This window comes from Streptomyces sp. NPDC001157, from assembly GCF_053598255.1.
In genome coordinates, this window is sequence record NZ_JBSFJW010000044.1 from 39,381 (window position 1) to 62,702 (window position 23,322).

The window sequence follows — 23,322 nt, forward strand, 5'->3', positions numbered from 1 at the left end:
GCCGGCCTGCGGGTGCGCCCGTCGACCGGCCGGGCGCCGCGTCATTCTGCCGCCGCGGTTCGTCAGAACGGGAACTCGCGCGGCTCCCCGCGCATCGTGATCCAGCGGAGTTCGGTGAACTCCTCGGCCGCGAAGCCCGTGCCGAAGCGGCCCCAGCCGCTCTCCTTCACACCCCCGAAGGGCATGTTCGGCTCGTCGTTGACCGGTTGGTCGTTGACATGCACGATCCCTGCCTCGAGGCGGCGGGCGATGTCCAGTCCGCGATGGGCGTCGCCGGTCAGGACACCCGCGGTCAGCCCGTAGCGGGAGGCATTGGCGCGTTCCACGGCGTGGTCGGCGTCGTCGACCGTCTCCAGGATCACGACCGGGCCGAAGGTCTCTTCGAAGGCGAGTTCGGCGTCCTCGGGGACGTCGGTCAGGACGGTGGGCGGGTAGCACGGCGGGTCCGGTGTGCCCCCGGTCAGGAGGCGGGCGCCCATCGAGACGGCCTCCTCGACGCGGCGGTCCAGGAGGGACAGCGCCCATTTGTTGATCACTGGTCCGACCACGGTGCGTGGATCGTGCGGGTCGCCGACGGGCAGGGTCGCTGCCTTCTCGGTGAAGAGGCGGGTGAACTCCTGCGCGATCGGTCGCTCGACGTAGATGCGGCGGGCGCACATGCACACCTGTCCCTGGTGCACGAACGCGCCGTAGATCGCGGCGTCGACGGCGTAGGCCAGGTCGGCGTCGGCGAGGACGAGGAGCGGGTTCTGGCCGCTGAGCTGGAGGACGATGCGCTTGAGGTGGCGGCCGGCCGTCTCGGCGAGGCGGCGGCCGGTGGGCGTGGAGCCGGTGAAGTTGACGCGGCGTACAGCGGGATGGGAAAGGAGCGCGTCCGCTATGGCGCCCGCGTCGCCAGGGGCATGGGTGATCACGTTGAGGACGCCCGGAGGGAGTCCGGCCTCGGCGAGGATCTCCGCCCAGAGCGTGCCGCCGGTGAGGGGGGACTCCTCGGACGGCTTGAGGACGACGGTGTTGCCGAGGGCGATCGGGCCGACGAGGCTACGGCCGGACAGCACCAGGGAGGCGTTCCACGGGGCGATGGCCGCGACCACTCCGACCGGCTGGCGGACGGCGAGTGCTCGGGTGCCGGGGATGTCCGAGGGCAGCACCTGGCCGACGGCTGAGTAGGGGAGCCCGGCGGCCTGGCGGAGCAGCGAGACGCCGAAGTCCACCTGGACCGTCGCGAAGTGGCGGCCGCACCCCGTTTCCCTGGCCAGCAGGGTCATGACCTCCTCGCGGCGGCGTTCGAGGATGTCACCCGCGCGCAGCAGGACCCGCTGTCGCTCGCCCGGCGACGCCTCGGCCCACCCGGCAAAGGCCGTCTGGGCGGCGTCCACGGCGCGGCGAGCGTCCTCGGCATCGCCGGCGGCGACCGTCGCCATGACGGACCCGGTCCAGGGGTCGTGGTCGGGGTAGGTTCCTCCGCCCAGCGGCTCGGTCCACTCACCGCCGATGTGGTGGCGCACCGTGACCGGGCAATCCGGTCGGCCCGCGTCCGCCGCCGTGGGGTCAGGAACGTTCACCTGGTCAAGTCTCCCTCGATGACGACTGGGCAGGGGCCCCCTGCCGCCGCAGATGGTAACCGACAGGTAGCAACTGGACGCGTAGCCGGTCGTTCAGCAGACTCCACAGGCCGCGCGGGAGGAAGAGGGCGAAGGCCACGGCGGCCAGGCCGAGCCCGATCAGGTACCAGGCCCCCTGGTCGGCGAACAAGTACTGCACGGCGAAGAAGAGGACGGCGCCGATGATCGGCCCCTCGAAGGTGCCGATGCCGCCGACCAGCACCATGAAGATCATGTACGCCGACCACTGCACCCCGAAGATCGACTGGGGCTGGATGAACAGGGTGTTGGCCAGGGTGAGAGCGCCCGCGGCACCGCATCCGAAGCCGGCGAGGACGAACAGCATGAGCTTGAGCGGCCTGACGCGCACGCCGAGCGAGGCGGCGGCGTCCTCGTCGTCACGGATCGCCTGCAGCGCCGCTCCGGTGCGGTGCCGCAGCAGGAGGAACAGCAGGACGAGCAGGAGGACGGCGAAGGCGAGGGCGAGCCAGTAGGTGAAGGCGCGGCGCACCTCAGGGGCGTAACCGCTCAGCCCCTGGAGGGAGATGCCGGTTCCGCCTCCGAGACTCTGGTCCAGCATGACGAACAGGGCGATCGCCTCGGCGACGACCCAGGTGCCCACGGCGAACTGACCGCCTCGTAGCCGCAGGACCAGCAGGGAGAGCACCGCCGCGAGCACGGCGGAGGCGAGGGACGCCAGGACGACGGCGAGGTACGGCTGTATGCCACGCTGGGTGAGGTAGATCGTGCCGTACGCGCCGAACCCGATGAACGCCTGCTGGCCGACGGAGACGAGCCCGGCATATCCGGCCAGGGCGTTCCACATGACGGCGAGGATGAGGAAGATCAGCAGGGTGGTGAGCTGCTGGACGATGTTCGCGCCGAGGATCTGGGGGACGGCGAACAGGGCGATCGCGACGAGGACGAGGGCACTGGAACCGATGCGGGACGCCAGGCCGGCGCGCTGGACGGACCATGCGCCGGGCGGGGCGGGAGCGGCTGCTGTGGTCATGCGTGGGCTCTCCGGGTGGCGATGAACCGGCCGCGCGGGCCGGCCAGGATGACGAGGAAGACCAGGTGCCCGGCGAGGATCGCGTACTGCGGGTCGATCTGGGCGCCGAGGGTCTGGGCGATGCCGAGGACGACGCCGCCGGTCAGCGTGCCCCACAGGGATCCCAGACCGCCGATGACGACCGCTTCGAAGGCGAAGATGAGCTGGGTCGGGCCGCTGGAGGCGTCGAAGGTGGAATGCACGGCGAGGAAGGTTCCGGCCAGCGCGGCGACCGCGACGGCGATGGCGGCTGCCCGGGCGTAGACGGACGCCGCCGGTACGCCCACGAGCGCGGCGGTGTCCGGATCCTGGGCGGTGGCGCGCATCTCCCGGCCGAACCCGGTGCGTTGCAGCAGGAACTGGAGCGCGCCGAGGACCGCGACGGCGACGGCGAGGATCAGCACGCCGAGGTACGGGACGGACAGCTGGTCGGTGATCTTCCAGCTGCCGGTCGACAGCGAGCCCACGGACGGGCCCAGGGAGCGCACGTCCGGGGAGAAGATCTGCAGCAGGGCGTTCTGCATGACGATGGCGAGTCCGAAGGTCGTCAGCAGCGGGGTGAGTTCGCCGCCGCGCAGGCTGCGGGCCAGGACGGTGCGCTGGAGCGCGTAGCCCAGGGCGAGCATCACCGGAAGCACCGCGAGCAGCGCCAGGAACGGTGACACGTCGGCCTCGGTGGAGACCCACCAGACCCCGAACGCGCCGAGTACGGCGAGGTCGCCGTGGGCGAGGTTGATGATGCGCATGACGCCGAACAGCAGGGACAGGCCGCAGGCGAAGAGGGCGTACAGGCCGCCGAGGAAGAGGCCTTGGACGATGGCGTTGATCCAGCTCATGTCCGCTCCGGGGTGGGGTGGGCCGCCGGTGTGTCGACCGGGGCGGAGGTCGTGCCGGCCCGGCCGAGGCCGAAGTAGGCTTCGGTGACCTGGTCGCGGGTGACCTCGCCGGCGGGGGCGTCGAGGACGACACGGCCTTCGAGCATGCAGACCACGCGGTCCGCCACCGACATCGCGCGGCTGAGATCCTGTTCGACCAGGACGACGGTCGCGCCGTCGGCGATGAGCGCCGTGAGCGACTCGTAGACGGAGTCGACGGCGACCGGGGCGAGGCCGAGCGAGACCTCGTCGACCAGGAGGAGCCGGGGGTTGGTCATCAGGGCGCGGCCGATGGAGGTGGCCTGCTGCTGGCCGCCGGACAGGCTGCCCGCCCGCTTGTGGCGGATCGGCCGCAGCAGGGGGAAGGCGTCCAGGACGGCGTCGACGCTCCAGGGGCCGGACCTGGCGCGCCGGCCGGCGACGAGCAGGTTCTCCTCGACGGTGAGGTCGGGGAAGAGCTTGCGGCCTTCGGGGACGAGGGCCAGGCCACGCGCCACCCGCCGGTGCGCCGCCAGGCCGGTGATGTCCTCGCCGTCGAAGGTGACGGTTCCCCCGGCGGCCGGGTGGGCGCCGGCCACGGTGCGCAACAGGGTCGATTTCCCCGCCCCGTTGGCGCCGACCAGGGCCATGGCCTCACCGTCGGACACCGTCAGCGACAGGTCCCGTACCGCCGGGAGCAGTCCGTGGCGGGCGTCGAGGTGGGAGACGTGCAGCAGGTCAGCCATGGCTGCCCCTTCCCAGGTAGGCGTCGACGACATGCGCGTCACGCAGAACCGCCTCGGGCTCGCCCTCGGCGAGGACACGTCCGGCGTCCATGCACACCAGGCGGTCGATGACCTGCACCAGGACGTGGACGATGTGCTCGATCCACACGATGCTGATGCCAAGGGCCCGCAACTGCTTGATGGTGCCGACGAGTTCGGCGGCCTCGGCGTCGGTGAGGCCGCCACCGATCTCGTCGAGGAGCAGGACGCGCGGGTCGGTCGCCAGCGAGCGTGCGAGTTCGAGCCGCTTGCGGTGCAGCAGACCGAGGCTCTCGGCGCGCCGGTTGGCGAGGTCGATCAGCCCGCAGAGTTCCAGGACTTCGACGCACCTTCGGTGGGCCGCGCGCCGCGAGAGCCGGGTGCCGTAGGAGGCGCCGACCAGGACGTTCTCCAGTACGGTCATGCCGCCGAAGGGGCGCGGGATCTGGAACGCCCGGCCGATCCCCTGGCGGCACCGCAGCTCCGGTCGCAGCGGTGTGACGTCGTGGCCGTCGAGGTGGATGGTGCCCCGGTCGGGTGTGACCGATCCGGCCAGGGCGTTCAACAGGGTGGTCTTCCCGGCGCCGTTGGGGCCCACGATGCCGACGGCCTCGCCGGCGCCGACGCGGAAGTCGACGCCGTCCAGGACGCGCAGGTCACCGTAGTTCAGCGTGAGGCCCGACCCCACGAGGACGGGCTGGACGTCCTCCGTCCTCGTGGGGTCGGCCGCCGGGGTGCTCACGGCGCTCACGCGGTGTACGGGCGCAGACGCGCGGCGACGGGGACGTTGCTGTCGCACGCGTTCTCGCACACGACGAAGTCCAGCTTGTACGGGCTGCCCTTGGCCGCCTGCACCCACTGCCCGCCGAGGATGGGGGTGGCCACCACGTTGGCGTTGGGCCCCTTGCCCCATTGGAGCCTGCCGACCGGGGTCTCGACGTCGAGACCGGCGATCGCCTTGGCGACGGCCTTCTTGTCCCTGGGGTCGGTGGCGGCCCGGAATGCGGCCGCGGCGGCGTCGAACAGGGCGAGGCTGGGGCCGAGTTGCTGGGTCCACTGCTTGCCGGACGACTTCTCGTAGCCGTCGGCGAGGTCCTTGGACGAAATCTCGGTGAGGGAGGAGCTGTAGGGGAAGGTCGGGGTCCAGTAGGCGCCGCTCGCGATGCCGACGCCTATGGGGCCCAGCGCCTCGATCTGGGAGGGGAACAGGCCCGTCTTGGCGACCTGCACGATCTTGGGCTTGTAGCCCTGCTGCGCCGCCTGCCGCCAGAAGGTGGCGAAGTCGGAGGGGATGGGGAAGGTGCTGAAGATCTCGCAGTTGTGGGACTTGAACTTGGCGATCTGCGACGAGTAGTCGTTGGTGCCGTCGGTGTAGGCGCCGGGGTCGACGATGCCGTAGCCGTCCTTCTGCAGCAGCGGCCCGAGCGCCTCCCGGATGGCGTTGCCGTCGGAGTCGTTGGGCCACATGACGCCGGTCTTCTTGTTCGTCTTCACCTGCGGCCACAGATGCGTGTACGCCTGGTGGAACTGCTCGACGCCGAAGCAGAAGTGGAAGGTGTACTTGAAGGCCTGCTTCTGGGTCGGCTTGGCTCCACGGCCGAAGTACCAGGCTTCCCAGGGGACGACGGTGGAGATGCACGGGACGCCGGCAGCCTCGCAGGCGTCGGAGACCGGGTTGACCGTCTCCGGCGTCGACGTGGTGAGCATCAGGTCGATGCCCTCGGCGTTGATCAGGTCGTTGGCCACCTGGGATCCGCGCTGGGGGTTGGACTGGCCGTCCTTGTCGATGATCTTGACTTGGTACTTCTTGCCGCCGATGGTCAGGCCGTCGGCGAAGGCCTTGCGGGCAAGACTGAGCACGTACGCGTCCGGCTCGCCGAAACCGGCCGCGGGGCCGGTGCGCGGGCTGACGAACCCGATCTTCAGCGTGCCCGCTTCACTGCTGCCGCCGCCGCTGCCGCCGCTGCCGACCTTGCAGGCGGCGAGCAGCGGACTTGCCAGGGCGAGTCCGGACATACCGAGGCCCGCCGTGCGCAGAATCTGACGTCTGCTGGGTTCGGGGGCCGGTTCGGACATAGGAGACTTAGGCATGTTTGCCCTCCTGGTGAACCAAAGGTGGGGGGAACGTAGGAGTGGCTGTCACGAAAGTCAACGCAACGTTCTAATAAATGAAACATTCGGCGCTACCATGCGCCATGACCTCACGGACACCGTCGTCGGGATCCGACGAGCCCATGACTCCCCTGGCAGACGAGGACGCCGAGGAGCCCGCCAAGCCCCCGAAGTCGGCCGCCGCGGGCTTCTCCCAGTCACTCGAACGCGGACTGCTGATCCTCTCCTCGTTCAGCGAGAACCGCCCTGTGCTGGGCATTTCCGACCTGGGGCGCGCGGTCGGCCTGAACCGCAGCACCACCTACCGGTATGTGGCGACGCTCGCCAAACTCGGCTACCTCCAGCAGGATCCGGACTCGCGGAAGTACTCCCTGGGACCGAGGGTCGTCGACCTCGGGTTCGCCGCGATCAACTCCATGGAGATCACCCGCGTCGCCGGGCCGTTCCTCCAGGCCCTGTCGGACGAGACCGGCTACACCGTGAGCATGGCCGTGCTCGACGGCCCGGACATCGTGTACGTCGACCGGCGGCGCAGCGGTCGCGCGAGCACCTTCGCCATGGGCCTCCACCTGCATGTCGGCTCCCGCCTTCCGGCCTACTGCACCTCGATGGGCAAGGTGCTGCTCGCGTACCAGGAGCCGGCCGTACTGCGTGACCTGCTCGATCGCACGGACCTCGCCCGACGGGGACCGAAGACGATCACGGCCCGGGAGCAGCTCATGGTGGCGCTGGCACGGGTCCGGCGTACCGGGTTCGCGCTCAACGACGAGGAACTCGCTCCGGGGCTGCGGTCGTTGGCCGCACCAGTGCGGGACCGGTCCGGCGCCGTGGTGGCCGCGGTCAATGTCGCGGTGCACCTCACGGTGTGGAACACCTCGGTGGAATCGGTGATGTCGCGGCTGGAGGCTCCTTTGCGGCGCGCCACGACGGAGATCTCCACCCGACTCGGGTACCGGCAGCAAGCCTGATCCGAAGGGACCCGCGCGATGTTGTTCGAATAAGTGGAACATCTGTCGCTGCATACGGAACAACACGCACTCATTTCATTGACACCGGCTCCGGACGGGCGCAGACTCACGCCGCCATCGCTCTGTGGACTTTACTTCACCAGGAGAACGGAGCTCAGCAGAGCTGTTCCCCGTGCCGTACCGAAAGAAGCCCTTCATGTCTCTCACCCGTGAACTGCACATCGGCGGCAAGGACGTGCCCGCCCTCTCCGGCCGCACCGCCGAGGACATCAACCCCTACACCGGCGAGGTCTACGCGACCGTCGCCGCGGCCGGCCCGGAGGACGTGACCCGGGCCGTGGACGCCGCCGACGCGGCGTTCGCCGAATGGGCCGCGGTCACGCCGTTCGCCCGTCGCGCGATCTTCCTCAACGCGGCGGATCTGCTGGACGCACGTGCCGAGCAGGTGGCCGAGATCATGGCCCACGAGGCCGGCGGTACCAGGCCCTGGGCGTTCTTCAACGTGGCGCTGGCGGCGAACATCCTGCGGGAGGCGGCCGCCGCCATCACCGCTCCGCGCGGTGAGGTGCTCAGCGCACAGGAGGAAGGCACGCTGGGCCTGGCCGTGCGGGAACCACTGGGCGTGGTCGCGGCGTTCGCGCCGTGGAACGCCCCGGTCATCCTCGGTGTCCGGGCCGTGGCGGCACCGCTCGCCGCCGGCAACACCGTGGTCGTCAAACCGAGCGAGGACGCGCCGATCGCCTGCGGACTGCTCGTCGCGGACGTGCTGCGCGAGGCGGGCCTGCCCGACGGGGTACTCAACGTGGTCACCAACGCCCGCGAGGACGCGGCGGAGATCGCCGAGGCGCTGATCGCCGATCCCCGGGTACGTGCCGTGAACTTCACCGGCTCCACCGGCATCGGCAGGATCATCGGCACCCACGCGGCGCAGCACCTCAAGCCGGCCCTGCTCGAACTGGGCGGCAAGAACGCGGTGATCGTCCTGGACGACGCGGACGTGGACTACGCCGTCGACGCCGTCACCTTCAGCGTGTTCATGAACTCCGGGCAGATCTGCATGTCCGGCGACCGCGTCCTCGTACACGAGTCGCTGGCCGAGGAGTTCACCCGGAAGTTCACCGCCAAGGTCGCCTCCCTCCAGGCCGGGGACCCCGCCCACCCGCACACCGTGGTGAGCCCGCTCGTCACCGCCTCCGCCGCACAACGCGTCGCCGCTCTGGTGGAGGACGCGCTCGCCAAGGGCGCCACCGTGCTGGCGGGCGGCGGACGGCCGGAGGGCGCGGTGCATGCGGCGACCGTGCTCACCGGCGTTCCCAAGGACGCGGACCTTTACTACGCGGAGTCCTTCGGGCCGGTCTGCGTCGTCGAGACGTTCGGCGACGACGACACCGCCGTGGCCGTCGCCAACGACACCGACAATGGCCTGACCTGCGGCATCATCACCGAGAACGCCACCCACGGGCTCAGCGTCGCCCGCCGGATCCGCACCGGCATCGTGCACATCAACGACCAGTCCGTGGCCGACGAACCCAACGCCCCCTTCGGCGGCGTGAAGGCCTCCGGATACGGCCGGTTCGGCGGACGGTGGGGCATCGAGGCGTTCTCCAACACCCGCTGGGTGACCATCGCCACCCAGCAGGCTCACTACCCCTTCTGAGGTGCGGGGCGGCGGGCGGGTCCGAACCGGTGTCCTCGTGGGCACCGTGGGACCCGCTCGTGGCCAGTCCCCTGATTCCCTTGCGGAAGTCGATCGGGGAACACCCCGTGCGTTGCATGAAGCACTTGCTGAACTGAGGCCGTGACGAAGCCGAGGTGGCCCGCCACAGCCTCGTGGTGGCGGGGTGGTTCGGCTGTTCGGGGGCGGGCGCCGGACGGTGGCGTTACGGGCACGGCCGAGCCGTGACGAGAACGAGGAACGGACGGTGCACCGGCTGGCACGAGCGCGTAAGGCGCCGAGTGATCTGGTGTTGTGGGCCCGAGAGGTCGAGCTGAGCTGGATGGAAGGGGATGAACTGCGGATGGGTTGAACCGGGATCCTTACTGTGCGCCAACGTACGGCGAACATCCCCTGCGTACCCTGGCGTTTTCGCCGCCCAAGCGGAGCCGACCTCCCCTCTTCGCGCGGGCCTGTGTCGGCCGTGGGGAACCCTGTGACAAGATCCGCTGGCATGTCATCTGTCATGTCGTCTGCCATGCCTTCGTTGCCTTCGTCGCCCACGGGCCCCTCAAGAACCGGTCGCCGTCTGCTGGTCGCGCTGCTCGCGCTGCTCGCGACGGCAGGCTCCACCGTGGCCGAGGCCGGCACGCCGTCCGGCCCGGCGCCCGGCGCCGCGGTGAGAGCGGCCGAACCCGCGACGCCCGACCGCCCCAGCTACGACGTGAAGCTGCGCGCCGACGCCGACGGCTCCCACTGGGCGGGCCGGCAGACGGTGTCCTTCCGCAACGCCTCCAGCCGGCCCCTGCGTGAGGTGTACATACGCCTGTGGGGCAATGGCGAGGACGGCTGCGGGACATCCGGAAGACCGTCCCCCGTCCGCGTCTCCCACATGCGCGGCGGCACTCCGGGCCGCCCCGGCGTGAAGTGCACGGCGCTGCGCATCGCTCTGCCGAGGCCGCTCGCACGCGGTGAGCGGACGGCCGTCTCCTTCGACGTGGCCCTCACCGTGCCCGCACGCAACAACCGCTTCGGCCGCGAAGGCGCGTTCCGCTTCCTGGGCAACGCGCTGCCGGTCCTCGCCGTGCACGACGCGAGGGGGTGGCACCTCGATCCGTATGTGTCGTACGGCGAGAGCTTCTACACCCTGGCGAGCGACTTCCGGGTGCGCCTCGACCACCCGTCCGCCCTGAAGGTCCCGGCGACCGGCAGCACATGGACCCGCCCCGGCGGTACCGGGCGTACGGTCACCCACAGCGTCGCCAAGCGGGTGCGGGACTTTGCATGGGCGGCGGGCCCGTTCCGCACCGCGACCCAGACCTCGCCCGACGGCGTGCGCGTGAAGTCGTACTGGTCGCCGAACACGCCCGCCGCCGGTGTCCGCCTCAACCGCAAGGACGGCGTCGCCGCCATCGACCGGTTCGGCAGGGAGTTCGGCCGCTATCCGTACGGCGAGATAGACCTCGTGATGACTCCCGGGTTCGCCGGCGGCATGGAGTACCCCGGCCTGGTCATCCTCGGCACCGGTGAGGAGGGCGGCGCCACCGTCCATGAGATCGCCCACCAGTGGTGGTACGGCGTCGTGGGCAACGACGAGTACAACTCACCCTGGCTGGACGAGAGTTTCGCTCAGTACGCCAACGCGCGCTACTACCGCTGGGACGGGTTCGAGTGCTCGACGGACGACTCCTGGCCGAGCGCCACCGCCGCGCTCACCAACTCGATGGCCTACTGGTCCGCGCACCGTGGCGAGTACGTCCAGGTCGTGTACGGGATCGGCCCCTGCGTTCTGGCCGACCTGGAGCACGTCCTCGGGGCCGGCACCATGGCGCGCCTCATCAAGAAGTACGCCCACGACCACTGGTACGGCGTTTCCACCACCGTCGACTTCAAGAAGGCCGCACAGTCGATGACGCACAGGGACCTCGGCCCCTTCTGGCGGAAGCACCGCATCCGCTGAAGTCGCACTCCGCTCGCGGGTGACGGGCGTACCCCGTCGGCGCCACGATGACGGTGACCGACGGAGTAGCCGGGCAGGGCGGCGTCGTTCCGGCGGTGCATCCGGGTTGATGGGGCTTCAGGAGCTGGGGCAGGACTGCGGGGTGGTCGACGGGGGCTGACGCGGAGGCAGGCACGACTTCCGGTGATCATGAGGTGTCGAGTCCCTGATCACCATGGCGGAAGACCGTGTCTGCCTGCTCATCCTCGCTCATCCCGCGCGCTCTGGGCCAACTCGCCGACACCGCGCCGACCGTCCCCGATGACCTCCCCGGCCTGCTGACCTGCCTGGCTCAGGTGCCCGATCCCCGCCGGGACCAGGGCCGACGCCACCCGCTCGCCTTCGTCCTCTCCCTGGCCGCGTGCGCGGTCCTGGCCGGAGCGAAGTCCCTGGCCGCGATCGCGGAGCGGGCCGCAAGACGCCCCGCCCAACGTCCTGGCCCGGCTCGTGGCCCATGCCGGGAGCCGGCCCCCGGCCCCGTCGCCCCGGCCGAGGCCACCGTGCGTCGTGTCCTCCAACGCATCGACGGCGACGCGCTGGATACAGCGCCGGTGGGACAGGGTGCTGCCGCTGCGGACGCTGCTGGTGGAACAGCCCGAAGACGCCGACGAGTGCGCCAAGAGATCCGATACCTACAGCCCTGAACAGTCCTCATTGCTGGGCCGATCCATCTGAGCATTCACTAATATGTTGCCAATATCGGTTCGGTGGTAGAAGACGACGCGACCAGCCCTTCGCCGATGTATCAGGCGGGCATCAAGGAGAATTTTCAGATGCCGCCTCACCGACCCAATTACCTGGCCGGTCTGAGCGACGAGATCTGATGTGCTGTTTGGCTCATCGAGATAAAGCAAGACAGCAGCCCGCGTGAATCCTATCAGCCTGCCCAGCGAATCCGGTACGTGCGGCCGAGGAGCCCTGGATGATGAATTCGGTGCTTTCTCATTCATTTTCACACGTCGCCATTTTCCCATTAGTAAAGAAAACGGTGTAGGGGAGGGGACTCGGTCAGCAGCATCGTGACCCGGTGGGCGAGGCGCTGCCAGGCATCTTCTTGGGCATAGGTGAGGCGTACGTTCTCTTCGTCGGATGCTTGGATCGCTGCAAGGAGGATGAGCGTATCGGCGTCGGGTGTCAGGTCCACCAGCGAGAGGACACGCGCCAATGCGCCGACGAGACTGACCGCATTCCCTTCTGGTGAGGAGCCGCCGCTTCCAACGGCAGCCAAGAGGTCTGCCTGGTCGGAAGGCACTGGCGGCGCCGAAAGAGCCGCCGACAGCCGACGCAGCAGTGCGTAGAGCATGTCAATGTCTGCCGTGGCCATGTTGGCGGTGCGCAATCCTTCGTGTTCCCACTTCCCGTTCGGTGTCCACACCCGTGGTCCTCGTGTGACGGCTTCGGCCAGTACTTCCTGGATGCGTCGGAAGGCCGCAAGTGCGTCTTGGAACTGCCTGCCATCACGTCCGGTGCGGTTGGATTCGGCCATGGGTGTGAGCAATTGTTCTTCGACCTGGCGGCATTGCGTCCTGAGCTGGGGGTCCACAACCACGAGCCGAACTGACATGTGCTGTTCCTGCTGCTCCATGTTGACACTGTGCCAGCTGCGCTGAGGGGGCATGACAGCGACCTGGCCCGGCGGCTTACACCCGTATCACCCTTCAGGAAAATGTCCGCGCGCATTGAACTCCGTCATCCGGTTGATCAGATACGTCAATTGAGCGTTGGACGGAGCAGAGACGAGAGCATGGCCGACGCGCCCGTAGTAGCCTGTGCGGCCAGTATTGTCGTCCTGGTAGCTGAGTTCGTGGCACGTGAAGTGCTTCTCAAAGTCCGCTTTCGTCACAGTGACGCCAGGGAAGCGTCGAAGGTATACGTACGCGAAGTATTCGGCGGGTTCTTGGGGGATCAGGTGGGGGGACGCATCCTCGCCGAGCGCGAGGCTGACAGCGGAGTCGTACAGGTTGATGCCGTAGGTCAGCTCGACGATTTCCGGTAGATGCGCACCCGACAGTCGGGCGGCGCACTCTCCGAAGACCAGCGTCCCGTCAGAGTGGAAGGCTTCCAGATGGAACACACAGTCCGGAGCTTTGAGACCCCCCAGGGCTTCGGTCGCTAGTTTGCCGGCGCGAGCCACCAGATCGGGGTGCTCTGTCGGAGACAGGATCTGGGAGGCGAGTATGGCGCCGTCGTGCGTGTTCATGGGCGGTTCGTGGTATCGAGCGACGGAGTTCCACAGAATTCGGCCGCCGCGCCATACGCCGTCGACGTGGAGTTCGTCACCGGGAACATAGGACTCCGCCACGAGCGCCACGTCCGAGTCGCGTGGTTGTCCGCGAAGGTATTCGTCGAACGTCGACTGCGAGAGGATCTTCGCCGTTCCGGCGGCTGCGAAGCCGTTGGCGGGCTTGATGACGAAGGGGACGCCGAGCTCCGCAGCGAGCATCGCATAGCTGGTGCCGGTGTCCACGTACCTGCAGTTCGCGCGCCGTATCCCAGACGGCAGTGCGGCTTTCTGCAGATACTTGTCACGGAACCGAAGGGCGAGTGCGTAGTCACCATCTCCGGGGAGCCGCAGGTGGTCGCGGAGCAACGCGGCGGTGAAGACGCCCTGTTCGTGAGCGGTTACGACTCCGTGGACGTCGTCGAGGTCCGCGCTGAGCAGGGAGCGCATGACTTCTTGACCGTCCTCAAGATTGTGGACCCGCTGTACGCGACTCCCGCGCAACGCCTCCTTGTATTTCTCGACTATGTAGAAGGGCTTCAGCCCTCGACGCTCGATGGCCTTGGTGAGCCCCGGCCGATGGCCCAGCACGATCATGGTCCCCATTCGTGCCCCTCAACTCTCCTTGTCCAGGTGCCGCTTTTGGTCGGCGACGGTCTGCAGCACGCCTCGCGCAATCGCGTAGGAGCCTTGCTCGGTTTCCGAATCCATCCCACCCAGCCGGTTGTGATGCATGTGCAGGACGCTGCGGAACGGGACGGGTGCGGTGCCGAGGCGTCCTGCGGCGAACGTGTCCCGAATGAGGTCGCCGTAGTGCGTGAGGGCGGCGGCTCGCTGGTCCCAGATCCGCGTCAGCTGTTCCGCAGCCTGCGTCCTCGGCAGACCGATGCCGGAGGCGAGGGGAGCGAGGAGCGTCACGGCTTCGTTCCGGTATCGCTGGAACACGTGGTGATGTGCGCCTTTGGGATAGGCGTTCAGCAGCCAGTCCTGCCAGCCTTCCCCGATGAGTCGCGATGCCATGTCCATGTGGTTTGCCGCCAGGAGGACTTCGGTCGGCAGCTTGAGAACGCCCTTGTCTCTCAGTTGGAGCTGCTGCACGGATGCCCTTGAGTCCGCACAGAACACCAACTCCGCAGCTTCCATCGCCTCGGGTCCGCCATAACGGGCGATCTCTGGACGGTAGCTGTCCAGCAGAAGCTCACGCAGTCCGCCTGCTGCGGCGAGCCGGTCGGCCCATTGGTGTACCGCCGGAAACAGTTCGCAGTTCAGCCTGGCTGATGTGCCGTGAAAGCGGATGCGCAGGTGAGGTTCGTCGTCCTGGTAGCGGATGTAAAACCATCGGTCGGTCAGCGATGCGGCCTGCCTCAGCAGTGAGGGCAGTTCGCAGGCGAGGATTTCGTCGTGCCTGTCTGCGGCCGCGTATACCTTCAAGCACAGCCAGTCGCCTCCCGGTCGATGAACCTGCCGGGTCTTTGCGGGGTCAATCACGGTGCTCAGGGGCAACGTGGTACGAGTGGCCGGGTGGATGCGCTGCTCTGTGGGGACGAGCGGTACTGCCAGTTCACATGCGCGCCCACCGGCCCACCCTGTGCCGTAGGCCCCGCCCAGGGGTTCTTCTCTCACGACTGTGCCAGGAGTGCGGAGCAGTTGCTCGTGGAGGATGTGGACATCGGCGGCCGAGCGGAGATCCAGCGGCAGCAGTTGGTCCGCGCAAGCGGCCTCGACCCGGTCTGGAACCCTCCACTCCTCGCGCCATTGATCAAGCAGGTGCCGCCACTGTGTCCGGTCCAGCGTCGGGTCGGTGAGTCGCTGATCGGGCAGCCAGCGCGCCGAGGCCAGAATGGTACGCCCGTAACGGATCCGCGGTAGAAACGGAAGCCGTTCAGCGGCCGTCCCCCAGCTCCACATCGACCACTTGGGAGTGCGGAAGGCACCGATCTGGAACAGCATTCGGACCGGGTCAGGGGCCGTCGTCCGCATCTCATTGGCGTTGAAGGGCAGCGGTACGACCTCCTCCCCGCTGCGCAGGGAGACCACGTAGAGGCGGTCGTGGTGCGCACCCACGGCCAGGTCATCCAGCCTCAGTACCTGCGGGTCTGCGGTGTCGGCGAACGCCCCGAGCACCAGTGTGTCCGGTGTGAGGCGAGGTACCTGCGCGACGTTGGCGCTGCGAGCGGGGATCGTGGGGGCGACGAGGTGAGCTGCAGTCGCCGGCGACCAGGTGGCGGTGAGGTCGTCGACGCAGCGCGCGAACGGGTCGCGCAACTTGGGCAGCAGATGCAAAAAGCGGCCGAACATCGCCCCCGGCCTCGTGTAGTTCATCGATGAGAGCACGAGCCGGAAGTCGCCCGCTGCAAGGCCTTCTTCCGATCTGGCGAAAAGCCTTGCCACGGGTTCGATATAGGCGCCGGCATCCCGCTTTCGTGGGTGGGCCAGACGGTCGGCTACGTCCTCGTCGATCAGTACTTCAGTCTCGCTGCGGGCAGCGGCACGTTGGGCGAGACGGCACATCTCGATGTCGCGCTCAGCAGTCAGCTCATCGGAGTGCGGATTAATGCGTCGGCCTGGTGATGCCGGAGATGGAACACCCAGTCCCACATGTGGATCCAGCAGCTCCCGGACCGGGACCAGGCCGCGTAGTCCGTAGCGCTCCAGGAACAGCCTGTGGTACGCGGCTAACGGGCGAGATGGCGGCGGTGCCAGACGCCATGCCAGTGACGCGGCATCCGCCATCTCGGTTGCCACCATACGCGGCAGCACAATGGCTGCGTCCATCCCGAGATCGACGTGCAAGGGTCGGTCACTTGGATGGATGTCGCGCATCTGCCTGGCCGCGGCCTGCAGCTGGGAATAACCGCTGCCGATGGGGGATGCAGCGTAGTCATCGAGAGCATCGGCGATCGCGCCGAGCGGTTCCTGCAGAGCCGTCCGGCCGGTGGCGGTGAGTGTCCTCAGTACATGCCCGAGAGGATCTGGATCCGTGAGCGGCGGATGCAGTTCGGTGAGCAGGATCTGCTGGTCGACCAATTCGCCCAGTTGCTGTTCGACTCGGTCTTCATCCTCAGCGGGGCAGGCCGCGGTGACTTGGCTGGCCAACTCCCGGAAGAGGACCGGCATTCGGGCACAGTCCATCGCGGCACGCACCGCCGGGGTATACGGAATGCTCATCTCGCATGTGTGGCCCTCGTCTTCGTCCTCCGCCACGAGGAGAGGGGGCACGATCAGACGATCGCCCCTCACGTAACACAGATCGTTGGCGGTCACACGCAGGTGGGAGCGTACCGCCGGATCCCGGTTGAGATCACGGATCACGTGAATCAGCCAGGCCAGATCGGGGCGGACGTGTTTGTGGTGGCGCGCACCGATGCGGACCTCGGAGGAGTCCGCAAAGGTCGCCGGGGCCACGCCCGCCATGAGGCCGAATGGGGTCGCCCGACGCTGCATGCGCTTCACGTATCGCAGCGCGGACGCGGCGCCTCGGCGGAGTTGTTTCGGCTTCACGACCTCACCTGCCGCGGCCCTCTGAAGTGTCCGGTCCAGGGGGAGGCTGGAGACGGCGATTGCTTCGCGTACCGCAGCGTCGTCGGCGACTGCCGTGAGGTACGCCCGCGCTTGCTCGAGGTCCTCCATGTCCTCGGGGGGAGGGGGCGTTGGTGCAGTGGCTGTCAGCAGGGACAGTCGGGCCACCGCGAATTCCGGTTCCCGAAAGACCGTGCGTATCACCGCACCACCTGCCGCAGATGGCTGGAGAACCGGTGGTGCACCTCGTCAAGCTCCATGTCGATGCGGGGCGGCGGGGGCGTCGTCCCCGGCGATGTCAGTGCGCAATGGATGAATACAGGTGACGAACATGTGAGGCTCGACGTCAATGCGTCCTCGAAGTCTCCTACGTTGTCCACGTGCTCAACCTTTGCGTATCCGGCCGCCTGCGCAAGGGCACTGAAGTCGACGTGCTCGCACGGGACGTTCTGTCCTCCTGTGGACTCGTAACTGCGGTCATCCAGCAGCAGGTGCAGCAGGTGCAGGTCGGGCAGGGAGCCGGCGGTGAGAAGACAGCTGGGGTTCATGGCGAGGCTGCCGTCACCGTCGACGACGACTACGGGAAGCCTGGAATGCAGCGCGACGCCTATGCCGATGTCGGCTGCGAGGCCCATGCTGCCGGTCATATAGAAGTGATTGTCTCGGTCAGCGATGCTTCTGGCGATCCGGCAAGAGAAGCCGGTGGTAAAGATGATCGGCTCCTCGCTTGTGGCGCGGATCACGGTGCTGATGGCATCCTTTTTGTTCACTGATGCCACCCGAAAGTTGCTGGGGGGATCAGCAGGGCCGCGGGCTTTCGCTGCTCCACGACGATCCTGCGGCACCAGGCGACTTGCTCCTCCAGGAGCTGTCCGCTCAGGCGCGCGGCTGGGATGCCTGCCGCGCTGAGTAGTGGTTCCGTGAGGCGCCCCATCACCTCGTTCTCGCTAGTCCGGTCTTCGTCCGTGCCCCGCATGCCGACGATGAACAGCAGGGGCACTTGATAGGGGACCACAAGCGAGGCGAGGGCGTTCACGGACTGACCGAGCCCGGAATTCTGCATCAGCACCACAGGGCTGTGTCCCGCCATGGCGCTGCCGGTTGCCACGCCGACCGCGTTGTCCTCGCGTACGACCGTAGTGAGTCCGCCCGTTGACTCCAGTAGTTCGTAGAGCGGTGCGAGGATGCCGCAGGGCGTTCCGAAGTAGGGAGAGAAACCCTGATGCCGGAGGGCGGTGGAAAGGGCCGCGGCGCGGTCAGTGCCGACTGATGCGGTCATGGTTCCTTCCTCCCTTCTGGATCCCGGCGAGGAACGCATCAAGGTCGACGTGGTGAACGCGGGCGACTCCGGGAGACTCGGCGCGATAGTCGACTCGAAGTGGTCGTCGCGCGTCGTGGAAATAGACAGCCTCCAGTGTTCCGTCGGCCGCTTCGGTGAGCAGAGGGTTGTTGACAAGAAAGTCTCGTACTGCGGGGGTGTCCCGGCGGATCTGGAACCAAAGGCGTTTCCTCCCGAAGTGGTTCGGAGGCAGTGCTACGCGGGTCCCGAAGCGACGCTTCATCTGGTAGGTACCCTTGCTGAGGAAGGCCTCCGTGCCCTGGAAATCGAGACGCCGCACACCGTGCCGGGCAGCCCACTCGATCATCAGGAAGTACATCACTTTGAGCGCCCCGGCCGCGTAGTACTCCTCGGCGCCGTCGAGGACGCCGAGCAGCCGGGAAGTCAGTATCCGGGAGCGGGGGTCCCAGTGGCACAGGTGTCCGGCCATCCGTTTGCCGTCCATGGTGAGGTAGAACAGCACTCCCGACCGGAAGAGGCATTCATATGCCGAGTCCCTGCCCTCGGTGCGGGCGCGCGGCCCGTACCGCTCGAACATCGTGGCGCGGTACATCCGGTCGTAGAAGTATTCGAACCAAGCGGGGTCCCGTTCGATGCCGAGGGACCAGTCGTTCTGGCGTGACTTCTGCCGGAAGTCACGCCGGGCTCCTTTCGAGGCTTGTGCGTGAAGCACCTCGTAGTCCTGGTCGAAGTCAAGCAGGAAGTGGACCCGGATCGGCATGATGAGCGATGCACTCGAGGGTAGTTTCCGGGCTTTTTCGCTACTCGTACCGACGATGACGATGTCGGCGTCCGGCAGCCGGTCCGGCATCCTCAGGTCCCGGCCCAGCAACGTCGCCTCCTTCCGCTGGGCGGTCTCTTCTGCATTTGATTCACGGCGCTGCTCTGTGAATTCGAGCGTGTAGGCGACTCCTTCGGGGACTCCTGAGTATGAAATGGAGACCCCGCCGGTGTCCGACCGGATTGCCGGGAACCGCGCCCCGTCTCTGGTGTCCCAGGCCACTCGGAGCCGGGTCAGCAGCGGATGTCCGCTGTTGCGCCACGCGTAGTTGGTGTGCAGACGGATCCGCTGCAGCAGCGGTACACGTGAGGCCAGTGGGGCGCCACTGGGCAGCTGTGAGGTCATCTTCTGGCTTCCCCTCATGTCAGGGTGCCGTTGCCTTGATTACGAGGTCGCGTAGGGCGTTCTCGTCGTCCACCTTGTGGAGATCACGCAGGGGTATGCCCTCGAAGTCGGTCCGGGAGTATGACCCGGAGCCGTGCACCACGATGTCCCGCTCGGGTATGAGTTCCCGGTCGATGGCGTTGAGCACGCCGGTCATGGCCATGTTGAGCGACCACTCAAGGACGGATGTGGGGTTGGCGGGGAGCCGCAGCCCGGCCACTTCGAGCAGGTTGCGCACCTGCGCATAGCGCTCGAGGCATTCAGCGAGGCTCACCACGATTCCGCCTCCGCCCTGTGCGTTGATGAGGGCGTTCATCCGGGGTGAGGTCACCGGCCGCCTTGAATAGAAGGTCGTGTCGAGAACCTCGGTCGGATCGAACGTGACGTTGGGGAAGTGCGGGTTGTTGCGCTGGGTGTACCTGCCGGTCTCGGGATCACGAACATAGTCCGGGACTCGGCCGGCCTCGCTGCCTTCGTACAGGCTCAGAACCATGTCGGGCGCGCCGAGGTGCTGTACGAGGAAGTAGTGCGGAGGTACTCCGTCCCGCGGGACCGCCATGGAACGTCCGTAGGCGTGTCCGAGCAGGCCATATGCGCTGGAGACAGCATGCACGTGGAGCCGGTCCTCGCCAGCATTGGGCGCGAAGTGATCGGCCTCTGCCCAAGCCCGGACCACGTCTCCGGCCAGGTAGTTTTCCAGCTTCAGGGTGTACCAGAGCTTGGTGTTGAGTTCCCGCTCCAGTGCGCGCCGGTATCGGTCGACGGCGCCGCGAGCTATCGCTTTGACTCCCTCCGGATTTGTACCGTCGTACACCGCGATGGGATTTCGGGATCGCAGGTCGGGAGTGGTGAAGAGATCTGAGGACCGTAACTTGTGGACCGAGCCCGACGGCACGACAACAATGACGTTGAGCTGGTCGGCTTCAACCAGGCCACAGTTGATCGCCCGCAGCACGGCATCCCGCAGCGCCGTGGCCTTGTTGGCCGAGGAGGGGGTGATGATCGTGATTCGTTGACCGGTTTGCTGAATGAACCGAACTGCACGCGCGACCATCACGAGCGATGCGAACGTCTTCGTCGTCATCGTGGCGGGGTTGCGTGTGAGGTCGAGCAGGGACAGTGAGCGTCCCCGATACTCGGCCATCGGCGCGAAAGCCACCTCGGACACGCTCAAATACTCTCGCACGGCGGTTGTCATCTCGGGGAGCTGGGGGCCTGGTGAGAAATCGTCACCGCCGTCAGGGTCCGGGCCGTCGAGAAGGGTGTGAAGTGCGGTCTGGACCTGCGGATAGTAGTGGGCCAGGGCGTTTTCCAGAATCACTGATGAGTCACCTCTCTCTGAGAATTCCGATGCGCTACGGCGGTTCGGTCAGCTGCCGCCAGCTCCGAGCAGCACGCCGGGCCAGGCCCCATAGGGCCGGGTCACTGGTCCGATCTGATCGGTCGGATTGAATCGCATGGAGCATCCGGTTGCCACGCCTCCGACGCAGAAGGGGGAGATACGCGGATTCGCCATGACGTCCTCTGTGTTGCCGTTTTCATCGAGCAGCGCCTGTATCGGGTGGCGTACCGGCATGACTACTTCCTGCGCCACGTAGTACTCGGATTGAACGGCCGAGGCGACGAGTCGTTCCCATTCGTCGGAGGGAGTACTCAGCCCGAAGAACACCTCTTGCGACGAGTACCCGGCGGCACCCTTGAGTACGAAGTGTTCCTGCTGCTCGATCAGCAGCCGCGGGAGCTGGTGGCTTCTGCCCCTCCAGTCGGCCTGTCGGTCGGCGACGATCCGAGTCCAGGGCACGTAGCGCCGCACAACTTCGTGATCCTCTTGGGACATCCAGGGGAGTCCGGCGGACAGCAGAGCCAGAACCTTCTTGGAGTCCACCAGCCTGGCGGTCTGCGACGGCAGCGCGATCAAACCCTGCTGGGTGGCCTTCACCAGCGGTGACATATCCCAGCCGCAGTTGTTGGCTTCGCGCTCCGCGAACTGCACGATGCCGAGCCGGGCCGCGGAGCCGGTGTACCGGCTTTCCTCGCCCAGCAGGGTCTTCAAGTCTGCGAAGCGCGCCTGGACGCCGAACTCGCCCAGCAGCCTGATCTGCGTATCGAAGTATCGTGTCGTCTTGGCGGGATCGTCCAGCGCACCGACCAGGAGGACAGATGGCTCGATGCGCAGGTCGGCACACGTGCGTGTGACGAGTCCTGCGATGAGTTCGTAGAGGCTGGTGGCCGTCGGCTCCGGCTCGCCGGTCTCCCGGCTCACGTCGCGCCAGATTCTGCGCTCGAGTTCGAACTCCAACTGTGCGCCGACGCCAGCGCCCACGTTGAACTCGACGAACTTCGGCCCGTCCTCAGCGACGACTACATCAGCGCGTGAGAAGTCGATGGCATGGGCGGCCTCGAAGGCCTCGTCCATGCCCAGCCGTGGAAGATCCGCCGGGTCGGCTTTCAGTGCCTCCACCCGGCCGGCGGAATCCGGTGCCAGTTCGATGACTGCTCTGCGCTGGAGTTCCAGTACACGCTGGGTGGCCCAGAGCAGTTCCCGATATGACTGGAGAGGTACTGTCATCGGTTCGAACGCACGCGGAAAGCGAGTCCTGGCGATTTCCGACAGATCATTCTCAAAGGTCGCGGCCAGTTGCGTAGGTGACGGGCCACCCGTCCTTGGCCGGTACTCGCCGAACCACGAGCCAGCAGAGGAGGAACTCATGAATGACTGTCCTTTCCGTTATGGCACCTGTGCTCAAGCATCGAATGCGATGCATAGGGGGTTGTCGGCGGTACGTCGTGCAAATCGGCGTTAGATGTCCTCCGCCAGAGAGCGAAGCTCAGCGAGGAGGATCGGCAGGGCAGCCAGCAGGACGAGAACGCGGATTCCTCCCGCGAAAAAGAAGGGCGCTCGCAGTCCCAGGTGCTGCGCCACGAAGCCACCGGCCACCGCGCCGAGTGGCATGAGTCCCCAGCCGAGCATGCGGAAGACACTGTTGACACGTCCCAGCAGTGGCCCGGGAACGAGCTGCTGACGCAAGCTGACCGTGACGACACTGGAAACAGTGATCACGAAGCCGCACAGAGCGAGCATGACCGCGAGGGTGGCGCCGTTGCCTACCAGCCCCATCGCAGCGTAGACGGCCGCATTTGCACCCAGGGCCAGAATGAAGGCCGGTATGGAGCCCAGGCGTCGGGCGATCCACACGTTGACCAGACCGCCGATGATGCTGCCCACACCTTCGCCCACGAGCATCAGGCCGTACTGGCGATCACTGAGCCGGAGGGTCTGGGTGGCATACAGGACAAGGGTCGCGAATCCCAGCCGGTTGCAGAAGGTGTTCACGCTCAAGAGCACAGCGAGCGTGCGCAGAAGTCTGTGCCGGCCGAGCCAGCGCAGCCCCTCGGCCACCTCCGTCCGCATCGCTGAACGTCCGGTGGTCGGAACGGTGAGACCAGGCAGGCTGGCCAATAGGGCGGCTGACAGGACAAAGGACATCGCATCCACCCCGAACGGCAGGGCGGCCGCGGCAGCGAAGAGGAGACTGCCAAGCGGTGGACCGATAGAGGCTTCACCCACAGTCTGGATGACGTACTGATTGCTGTTGGCGCGCTGCAGGAGCTTCGGTGGAACGACCTGCGGCAAGATGGACTGGGCAGCGTTGGTGATGACTACCTGGGCGCTACCCAGCAAGAAGCCGGCCGTGGCCAGTGCTGGAACAGACACCTTGTCGACCGCCGTCGCAGCAGCCACTGCAGTGACGATCACTGCCTGGAAGGCCTGACAACGCCACATCAGTGTTGCCCGGTCCTGCCGGTCGACGATGGCTCCGGCTGGCAGGGAGACTATTAGCCACGGCAGGTAGGCAGCGGCTGAGATGATTCCGATCTGCTGCGGGTCCTTGGTGACGGTCACCGCGAGCAGAGGCATCGCAGCAGTGAATGCCCCGTCGCCGACGCTGTTGATCGCGTTGGCCCACCACAGACGCCAGAAGCTGCCCCCCAATCGCACCGGCTCCGACTGCGCCCTCTCATCTGTCGGTGCCAAACTCACGCCCTTCGACTTCCTGGGACGCAGGGTTCC

General features: G+C 67.1%; 19 protein-coding genes. 4 read left to right on the forward strand and 15 right to left on the reverse strand.

Going from position 1 to position 23,322, the window contains the following annotated elements; genetic code table 11:
• Positions 1-62: 62 nt before the first annotated feature.
• From ACWDAG_RS42020 to ACWDAG_RS42045, 6 genes are read right to left on the reverse strand one after another with little or no spacing between them, the layout of a single operon-like run.
• Positions 63-1,565: an aldehyde dehydrogenase family protein gene (locus tag ACWDAG_RS42020; protein ID WP_450700834.1), complete on the reverse strand. Its 1,503-nt coding sequence runs from the start codon at positions 1,563-1,565 to the stop codon at positions 63-65.
• A 4-nt stretch (positions 1,566-1,569) separates the two neighbouring features.
• On the reverse strand, positions 1,570-2,616 hold the full coding sequence (locus ACWDAG_RS42025; RefSeq protein ID WP_450700835.1) for a branched-chain amino acid ABC transporter permease: 1,047 nt from the start codon (positions 2,614-2,616) through the stop codon (positions 1,570-1,572).
• Positions 2,613-3,491 (reverse strand): branched-chain amino acid ABC transporter permease, encoded by an 879-nt coding sequence (locus ACWDAG_RS42030; RefSeq protein WP_450700836.1) that lies wholly within the window; start codon positions 3,489-3,491, stop codon positions 2,613-2,615. The genes ACWDAG_RS42025 and ACWDAG_RS42030 overlap by 4 nt, the downstream gene beginning before the upstream one ends.
• Positions 3,488-4,255, reverse strand: coding sequence for an ABC transporter ATP-binding protein (locus ACWDAG_RS42035; RefSeq protein WP_450700837.1), 768 nt, complete (start codon positions 4,253-4,255; stop codon positions 3,488-3,490). The genes ACWDAG_RS42030 and ACWDAG_RS42035 overlap by 4 nt, the downstream gene beginning before the upstream one ends.
• On the reverse strand, positions 4,248-5,024 hold the full coding sequence (locus ACWDAG_RS42040) for an ABC transporter ATP-binding protein (RefSeq protein ID WP_450700838.1): 777 nt from the start codon (positions 5,022-5,024) through the stop codon (positions 4,248-4,250). Before ACWDAG_RS42040 ends, ACWDAG_RS42035 begins: the two co-directional genes overlap by 8 nt.
• Positions 5,021-6,364, reverse strand: coding sequence for an ABC transporter substrate-binding protein (locus ACWDAG_RS42045; protein WP_450700839.1), 1,344 nt, complete (start codon positions 6,362-6,364; stop codon positions 5,021-5,023). The genes ACWDAG_RS42040 and ACWDAG_RS42045 overlap by 4 nt, the downstream gene beginning before the upstream one ends.
• A 143-nt stretch (positions 6,365-6,507) precedes the next feature.
• On the opposite strand from ACWDAG_RS42045, the gene ACWDAG_RS42050 reads away from it, so the two are divergent.
• The 4 genes from ACWDAG_RS42050 (at position 6,508) to ACWDAG_RS42065 (ending at position 11,650) form a co-directional block, all read left to right on the forward strand.
• Positions 6,508-7,353, forward strand: a complete 846-nt coding sequence (locus ACWDAG_RS42050) for an IclR family transcriptional regulator (protein ID WP_450700840.1) — start codon at positions 6,508-6,510, stop codon at positions 7,351-7,353.
• A gap of 196 nt (positions 7,354-7,549) precedes the next feature.
• The gene (locus tag ACWDAG_RS42055; RefSeq protein WP_450700841.1) at positions 7,550-9,010 is read left to right on the forward strand and encodes an aldehyde dehydrogenase family protein; all 1,461 of its coding nucleotides are present in this window, start codon (positions 7,550-7,552) and stop codon (positions 9,008-9,010) included.
• Between the two features lie 535 nt (positions 9,011-9,545).
• Complete coding sequence (locus tag ACWDAG_RS42060) at positions 9,546-10,967, forward strand: M1 family metallopeptidase (RefSeq protein WP_450700842.1); 1,422 nt, start codon at positions 9,546-9,548, stop codon at positions 10,965-10,967.
• Positions 10,968-11,194: 227 nt separating this feature from the next.
• Positions 11,195-11,650: a transposase family protein gene (locus ACWDAG_RS42065; protein ID WP_450700843.1), complete on the forward strand. Its 456-nt coding sequence runs from the start codon at positions 11,195-11,197 to the stop codon at positions 11,648-11,650.
• Between the two features lie 329 nt (positions 11,651-11,979).
• On the opposite strand, the gene ACWDAG_RS42070 is transcribed toward ACWDAG_RS42065, so the two are convergent.
• From ACWDAG_RS42070 to ACWDAG_RS42110, 9 genes are all read right to left on the reverse strand, one after another.
• Positions 11,980-12,591, reverse strand: coding sequence for a hypothetical protein (locus ACWDAG_RS42070; RefSeq protein WP_450700844.1), 612 nt, complete (start codon positions 12,589-12,591; stop codon positions 11,980-11,982).
• Positions 12,592-12,657: 66 nt separating this feature from the next.
• Entirely contained in the window at positions 12,658-13,833 is a 1,176-nt protein-coding gene (locus tag ACWDAG_RS42075) for an ATP-grasp domain-containing protein (RefSeq protein WP_450700845.1), read from the reverse strand.
• Between the two features lie 9 nt (positions 13,834-13,842).
• The gene (locus ACWDAG_RS42080) at positions 13,843-16,857 is read right to left on the reverse strand and encodes a lantibiotic dehydratase (protein WP_450700846.1); all 3,015 of its coding nucleotides are present in this window, start codon (positions 16,855-16,857) and stop codon (positions 13,843-13,845) included.
• An 89-nt stretch (positions 16,858-16,946) separates the two neighbouring features.
• Positions 16,947-17,516, reverse strand: coding sequence for a thiamine pyrophosphate-dependent enzyme (locus ACWDAG_RS42085; RefSeq protein WP_450700847.1), 570 nt, complete (start codon positions 17,514-17,516; stop codon positions 16,947-16,949).
• On the reverse strand, positions 17,513-18,025 hold the full coding sequence (locus ACWDAG_RS42090; protein ID WP_450700848.1) for a thiamine pyrophosphate-binding protein: 513 nt from the start codon (positions 18,023-18,025) through the stop codon (positions 17,513-17,515). Before ACWDAG_RS42090 ends, ACWDAG_RS42085 begins: the two co-directional genes overlap by 4 nt.
• The gene (locus ACWDAG_RS42095) at positions 18,003-19,088 is read right to left on the reverse strand and encodes a GNAT family N-acetyltransferase (RefSeq protein WP_450700849.1); all 1,086 of its coding nucleotides are present in this window, start codon (positions 19,086-19,088) and stop codon (positions 18,003-18,005) included. The genes ACWDAG_RS42090 and ACWDAG_RS42095 overlap by 23 nt, the downstream gene beginning before the upstream one ends.
• A gap of 142 nt (positions 19,089-19,230) precedes the next feature.
• Positions 19,231-20,571 (reverse strand): DUF6002 family protein, encoded by a 1,341-nt coding sequence (locus ACWDAG_RS42100; protein ID WP_450700850.1) that lies wholly within the window; start codon positions 20,569-20,571, stop codon positions 19,231-19,233.
• A 48-nt stretch (positions 20,572-20,619) separates the two neighbouring features.
• Positions 20,620-21,960, reverse strand: a complete 1,341-nt coding sequence (locus ACWDAG_RS42105) for a hypothetical protein (protein ID WP_450700851.1) — start codon at positions 21,958-21,960, stop codon at positions 20,620-20,622.
• A gap of 90 nt (positions 21,961-22,050) precedes the next feature.
• Positions 22,051-23,292: an MFS transporter gene (locus ACWDAG_RS42110; RefSeq protein ID WP_450700852.1), complete on the reverse strand. Its 1,242-nt coding sequence runs from the start codon at positions 23,290-23,292 to the stop codon at positions 22,051-22,053.
• Between the last annotated feature and the right edge of the window lie 30 nt (positions 23,293-23,322).

Excerpts from the sequence above, each read along its gene's own strand:
- ACWDAG_RS42025 (WP_450700835.1), bottom strand. The coding sequence starts at position 2,616 with ATGACCACAGCAGCCGCTCCCGCCCCGCCCGGCGCATGGTCCGTCCAG.
- ACWDAG_RS42030 (WP_450700836.1), bottom strand. The coding sequence starts at position 3,491 with ATGAGCTGGATCAACGCCATCGTCCAAGGCCTCTTCCTCGGCGGCCTG.
- ACWDAG_RS42035 (WP_450700837.1), bottom strand. The coding sequence starts at position 4,255 with ATGGCTGACCTGCTGCACGTCTCCCACCTCGACGCCCGCCACGGACTG.
- ACWDAG_RS42045 (WP_450700839.1), bottom strand. The coding sequence starts at position 6,364 with ATGCCTAAGTCTCCTATGTCCGAACCGGCCCCCGAACCCAGCAGACGT.
- ACWDAG_RS42050 (WP_450700840.1), top strand. The coding sequence starts at position 6,508 with ATGACTCCCCTGGCAGACGAGGACGCCGAGGAGCCCGCCAAGCCCCCG.
- ACWDAG_RS42055 (WP_450700841.1), top strand. The coding sequence starts at position 7,550 with ATGTCTCTCACCCGTGAACTGCACATCGGCGGCAAGGACGTGCCCGCC.
- ACWDAG_RS42060 (WP_450700842.1), top strand. The coding sequence starts at position 9,546 with ATGCCTTCGTTGCCTTCGTCGCCCACGGGCCCCTCAAGAACCGGTCGC.
- ACWDAG_RS42070 (WP_450700844.1), bottom strand. The coding sequence starts at position 12,591 with ATGGAGCAGCAGGAACAGCACATGTCAGTTCGGCTCGTGGTTGTGGAC.
- ACWDAG_RS42075 (WP_450700845.1), bottom strand. The coding sequence starts at position 13,833 with ATGGGGACCATGATCGTGCTGGGCCATCGGCCGGGGCTCACCAAGGCC.
- ACWDAG_RS42080 (WP_450700846.1), bottom strand. The coding sequence starts at position 16,857 with ATGGAGGACCTCGAGCAAGCGCGGGCGTACCTCACGGCAGTCGCCGAC.
- ACWDAG_RS42090 (WP_450700848.1), bottom strand. The coding sequence starts at position 18,025 with ATGACCGCATCAGTCGGCACTGACCGCGCCGCGGCCCTTTCCACCGCC.
- ACWDAG_RS42105 (WP_450700851.1), bottom strand. The coding sequence starts at position 21,960 with ATGAGTTCCTCCTCTGCTGGCTCGTGGTTCGGCGAGTACCGGCCAAGG.